The sequence below is a fragment of the Dietzia sp. DQ11-38-2 genome, assembly GCF_014145055.1.
Classification (GTDB): domain Bacteria; phylum Actinomycetota; class Actinomycetes; order Mycobacteriales; family Mycobacteriaceae; genus Dietzia.
This window is the reverse complement of record NZ_JAALDW010000184.1, coordinates 1-5550: the sequence shown is the minus strand read 5'-3', so window position 1 is coordinate 5550 and position 5550 is coordinate 1. Positions and strand designations below refer to the sequence as shown.

General features: G+C 71.8%; 6 protein-coding genes. All 6 read right to left on the bottom strand.

Annotated features, from left to right (window positions below; all coding sequences use genetic code 11):
* A partial coding sequence (locus tag G6026_RS07040) for a hypothetical protein (protein WP_182612751.1) occupies positions 1-213 on the bottom strand: 213 nt, incomplete at its 3' end.
* Complete coding sequence (locus G6026_RS07035) at positions 203-1417, bottom strand: MlaD family protein (RefSeq protein ID WP_182612750.1); 1215 nt, start codon at positions 1415-1417, stop codon at positions 203-205. The genes G6026_RS07040 and G6026_RS07035, both read right to left, overlap by 11 nt.
* A complete protein-coding gene (locus tag G6026_RS07030) occupies positions 1414-2514 on the bottom strand; it encodes an MlaD family protein (protein WP_182612749.1) in 1101 nt (366 codons plus the stop codon). The genes G6026_RS07035 and G6026_RS07030 overlap by 4 nt, the downstream gene beginning before the upstream one ends.
* A 5-nt stretch (positions 2515-2519) precedes the next feature.
* Positions 2520-3629: an MCE family protein gene (locus tag G6026_RS07025; RefSeq protein WP_107757815.1), complete on the bottom strand. Its 1110-nt coding sequence runs from the start codon at positions 3627-3629 to the stop codon at positions 2520-2522.
* A complete protein-coding gene (locus G6026_RS07020; protein ID WP_182612748.1) occupies positions 3620-4663 on the bottom strand; it encodes an MlaD family protein in 1044 nt (347 codons plus the stop codon). Before G6026_RS07020 ends, G6026_RS07025 begins: the two co-directional genes overlap by 10 nt.
* A partial coding sequence (locus G6026_RS07015) for an MCE family protein (RefSeq protein WP_182612747.1) occupies positions 4660-5550 on the bottom strand: 891 nt, incomplete at its 5' end. The genes G6026_RS07015 and G6026_RS07020, both read right to left, overlap by 4 nt.

Genomic DNA, 5550 nt, shown 5'->3' with positions numbered 1-5550 from the left:
ACTAAAACTTGTGGAAGTCAGGTCAGACCACACGAGATAGCCCAACCAGGCACACGCGGCCACCAATGCCACCACGACCAGGGCGCTCACGATGCGAGCGGTGCTCCTCCGCGGGGCGTCCGTGCCCTCGACGGGATCGTCGTCCACCGTGGAGGTGTCCTCCGGGGCCCTGTCCTCCGGGACGTCGCCGTCCGTGGTCGCCTCAGCCGCCATCGCGCAGTCCTTCCATCATGGTCGCCCAGTACGCGGCGATCTCTCTGCCGGTCGGGATGAGCACCGGGTCGACCGCCATGTCCGGGCCGATCCTGGTGCCGGGTTCGGTCGCACCCGCCAGCCCCTCGTCGTTCGGCCGGGGAGCCGCCCGCGATCCCCGTTGCTCCAGGTCCTCGCCCGGCGGGCAGTACAACCGCAGGTCCGGTTCACGCGGGGAGTGGTCGACGATGTCCCGGGGTTCGTACGGGTAGACGCACACCGGCCCCTGGGTGGCGACCAGCTGGAAGTCCGCGCGCCCGTCACGCACGGTCCCCGCCAGGGCCCGCAGTCCCCGCTCGCCCTGCGTGAGGCCGGCCTCCCAGGCGGGTCCCCGATCGCGGAACACGGGTGTGACGACGAGGGTGTTGGCGAGCAGGCCGGCCGCGTCCTCCCGGTTGGCATCGAGGAGCACCTGGGCCCGGAGCATCGACTCGGGTGAGCGGTCGAGCAGGTACACGAGCGTGTCCTCCCGGCGGGACAGCTGCCCGGCGACGTCGCGGGCCACCGAGGCCGAGCCGCTGAGGGGATCCGGGCGCGCCGCCAGCGCGCGTACGGTCACCAGCCCGTCACCGACGAGCCCCCGTAACGTCGGAGCCTGCTCCGACACCACCTCCGCGAGCAGTGCGGTGTCCTCGAGGATCGCGCCCAGCCGCGGGCCGTTGCCCTCGAGCGCGGTGGCCACGCTGTCCCCGAACGAGGCCAGTGACTCCGGGTCCAGCGCCCGCAGCGAGGTGTCGATGTCGGCGATGAGGTGCTCGATCGACGCGGGTTGCTCGTCCTCGGGGACCAGCAACTCATCACCGTCCCCCAGGTAGGGACCGGTGTCACTCGTGGGCCTGACGTCGAGCCGGTTGTCTCCCAGGGCCGTGCTGGTCACCACCCGAGCGTGGGCGCTGACGGGGATCAGGGTCCCGTCGATGATCCTCAGTCGGAGCCGGACCCCGCCGGCCCCGTCGAGAACGGCGTCCTGGACCTCGCCCACGTCCACGCCGCGGTAGGTCACGCGCACCCCGGGCCCGACGCCCCGCGCGTCCTCGACGTGCGCCACCACCCGGAAACCGCTCGCCACATCGGCGTCCTCCCCGATGTACCTGATGCCGTACCCGATGGCCACCACCGAGATGACCGCGAACAGCAGCGCCTGCGTGACGACGTGGCGGTTCACGGCGCACCCCCCACGGGCGGCTGGGCGTCGGGCGGGCCGGTGGCACCGGGTGGCAGCGGTCGACCCGCGCGCACCTCCCCGCCGGTGCCCAGGGCGTCCAGCGAACCGGGAAGGTCGAGCGCGCCGTCGAACATCATGTGGTCACCGCGGACCGCGACGTCGAAGTTCGTGACGAAGCGCTGCAGGGCGTCCAGCGTGGGGGCCACCTCGTCCCCGAAGCCCTCCATGTCCTCGAGCAGGACGGTCAGTGTGCGCAGCGACGGCGTCAGGCGCCCGTCCGTGGCCGAGGTGAACTGCTCGACCTGCACCGTCAGGGCGGTGGTGGTGTCCATGAGTGCGGTGATCGTCTCCCGACTCGCCGCCACCTCCGAGACGAGGTCGGCGGACACCCGCATGCCGCGGTCGATGAGCTCCCGGCGACCGGCGAGCGAGGCGTTGACCCGGTCCAGGGCGAGGACCGTCCGGTCGATCTCGTCGCGGTTCGCCTCGTACAACTCCAGGGCGCGATCACCACGTTCCCGGATGCGCCCGATCTCCTCACCTCGCCCGTCCAGGGCCACGGTGAGCTCCTCCATCACCGAGGCGAGCTGAGCGATCCCACTCCCGTTGAGCAGCAGCCCCAGCGAGGCGAGGCTGGACTCGAGATCCGGCCCGACGCCGGTGTGCGCCCGCGGAACCACCCCCGTGTCCTCGAGCAGTGCACCGGTCGAGGGCGCCTCCGGCGGGGTGAGCGCGATGAACGGGCTGCCGAGGGCGGTGGGCAGGCGGATCTCGGCGAAGACGCCGGCGGGTACGCCGGAGTCGCCCTCGAGGCGGACGCCGATCACGGCCTCGGTTCCATCGGTACCGACGCTGCGGACCCGGCCGACGAGGCGTCCGCCGAAGCGGACCTCCGCTCCGGGGGCGAGCCGGTCGGCGCGCTCGAACCGCATCTCCACGTCCGCCGAGCCCTCCCCGGTCTCCATTCCCAGGGGAACAGACTGGAGTGCGAGTTGCGGGGTGTTCACGGCCACCATCGCCGTACCCCCCAGCAGCGCCACCCCGAGAAGGGTCACGAGTCCGCGCACCGGGTGCGGACGGGTTCCGGTCTCACGCATGGCCCTCATCCACCCCCCGCGACCCGGTCGAACGCGCCGAGGAGGCCGATCGGGTCACGCTGCTCGACCGGGAACATGAGCGGATTGGTCAGTCCCGCGCCCGTGCACAGCGGGAGCGGCTCACGGCGGCAGAGCTCGCGACCACGGGCGAAGTGGGTGATGTTGGACGAGACGTTGAGGCGGATGCGCGCGCGGCCGTCGGGCCCGATACTTGCGGCGAGGTTCTCCATCATCACCGGGTACAGGTCCAGGAACTCGGCGAAGTCCGCGCGGTGGCGTGCGTACAGTGCCGTCACCTCGCGGGTCGCGGTGGTCGTCGCGGTGATGTCGTCCCCGCGCTCGGCGACGATCGCGTCGAGCTCGTCGAGGATCACCCGCAGGTCCTCCACCGGGGCGGCCACGTCGATCCTGTCGTCCCGGAGCTGCCGGCCCAGGTCGTCGAGTCCCAGCACGAGGTCGCGCATGGTCTGGTCGCGACCGCCCGCCGCGTCCATGAGCACCGCGAGCTCGGTGATGATCGCGTCGACGTCCTCTGCCCGGTCCCCGCCGACCGCCGAGACCGTGGACAGGTTCCTGATGGCGCGGCTCAGCGTCTCCCCCCGGCCGTCGAGGGCCTCGGCCCCCCTGTCGAGACCACGTGCCACCTCGTCGGCGCCGGGCGAGAACGCCGCGCTCAGGGTGTCCAGGCTGGAGACGAACTCGTCGAAGTCGAGGGGCGCCCGCGTCCGCTCGGCCGGGATCACCCCGCCCTCCGGGAACGTCGGCCCGCCCACGTAGGCGGGGGTGAGCTCGACGAACCGGTCGGCGATGACGGCCGGGTTCATCACCACAGCGCCCACGTCCGCGGGCAACCGCGTACCGGGATCCAGTGAGAGCCGCACCCGTGCGAACTCCCCCGTCGGCTCGACCTTCTCGACGATCCCCACCTCGACGCCCACGATCCGGACCTGCGAACCGACGTACACGCCCTCGGCGGAGGCGAACTCGGCCGTGATCACGTGGCGACCGCCGTCTCCCCGGACGCCGGAGAGCAGGTAGGCCACCACCAGGACGGCGGCGAGGGCGGTGACGACGATCGCGACGACCCCGGACCGGCTCACACGTCTCAGTTGCATCCGTCCATCACCCCCAGGGCGCAGAGCGCCGAATCCGGGATCGGGCCGGTCGGAGTGGCGACATCCGTCCACGGGCCGTTCCCGGTCGCGTCCGTGACCGCGCGGAGTCCGGGTGGCATCCGGGTGAGGACCTCGTCCATCGCGTCGATGTTCCTCCGGTAGGTCTCGCTGATCGAGCGCATGTTGCCCAGCACGCGGTCCACGTCCTCGGCTTCCTCGTCGAGCAGCACCCGCACCCGGGTCGCGAGATCCTCCAGGGACGACACGAGCGAGCTGAGCGCCTCACGACGCTGGGCGAGCACGGTGACCAGCACGAGTGACTGGTCGGTCAGAGCCCGGATGCTCGCCTCCTGCGAGACGAGGACGCCGGTCAGCTCGCGCGTCGTGGTGACCACCCCGGACATCCGCGCGTCCTCGCGGGCGAGGAGACCCAGGGCCGCGGAGACGTCGTCGATCGACTGACCGGCGGCCCCGGCGTCCTGCGGCAGGATGCTGTCCAGGCTGTCGATCATCGCGCTGACGGCAGTCGTGTCGAGCTCCTCGGCCAGGTCCGTGACCGCTCCCCCGATGTCGTCGATCATGTAGGGCGACGTGGTGCGTTCCACCCCGATCCGCTGGTCCGGGCCGAGGTCCCCGCCACCCGCCGGTGTGACCTCGAGGAACCTGTTCCCGAGGATCGACTTGAGACCGATCGTGGCGGTGCTCGCCTCGCCCAGGACCTGGCCCCGGTCGAGCCGGAACCCCACCACCGCGAGCCCGCGCTCCAACGCAAGGGAATCCACGCGGCCACTGGGCACGCCGGCCACCAGCACCGGGTCCCCCGTTCGTAACCCCCCGGCGTTGGCGAACTCGGCCGCGTAGTGGTGGGTACGCAGGACGTACCAGAGTCGGGGCAGGGCCATGCTCGCCGCGAAGACCGCGATGACCAGCAGGATCGATGCGGCCCCCACGAAGACGGTGTTGCCGCGACGGGCGTGCCTCGGGTCGCGGACGAGGTCGAGCAGACTCTCCCGCACCATGGCGATCGGACTCATCGGCACGCCCCCGAGTTCCGGTAGCCGAACAGGCTGGTCTCCCAGGCGTCCCACTTGACCGTGAAGTTACACATGTAGAGCGCCAGGAAGCCGCCCTTCTGGGCCTGGGCGTTGACCTCCCGGGCGAACAGCGGGGCCTTGCCCATCGCGGTGTCGAACGCCGGGGTGTTGGGGATCCACCCGTCGGTCGTGTGACGAGCGGCGTCCAGGCTCGCGCGCAGATCCGGCTCGGTCTCGCGGAGCATCGAGGCCAGTGTCGCGGTGGCCGCGTCCCCGCGCTCGAGGAGCGCCGCGAGATCGTTCCCGTCGCCGTCCGCGAGCGCCCCGGAGACGGTGTCGAGTCCCCTGACCAGCCGCTGGAGGTCCGCCTCCCGCTCGGTGAGCGTGGTGGTGAGCGCCATGATGTTGTCCGCGAGCCTGGTGTACACGTCCTGCCTGCCGACGATGTCCCGGCTCAGCAGCGCCAGGCGGGCGAGCAGGACGTCCATGGCACCCGGTTCGCCCTGGAACGCGGCGACCACCGTGCGCGAGAGAGTGTTGACCTCGTCCGGCCGCACCGCCTCGAACAGTGGCTTGAACCCGTTGACGAGCGCGGTGAGGTCCACGGGATCGGTGGTGGCCTCCAGCGGGATACGCGTCCCCTCCGGCAGAGGGTCGGCGCCGCCGACGGCCGGTCCGCCGTCCTGTGGGGGATCGAGGGAGAGGTAGCGGATGCCCAGCATGTCCCCGTAGCGGACCGACGCGCGCGCGCCACTCGCGACCGGCGTCGAGCGCTCGACCTCGAAGTCGACGACGGCGATCGTCTCGCCCGGGGGGCCGACCTCCCGCCGGACTCCGAGCACCCTGCCCACGCGGACGCCGGCGACCGTGACCTCGGAGCCCGGGCC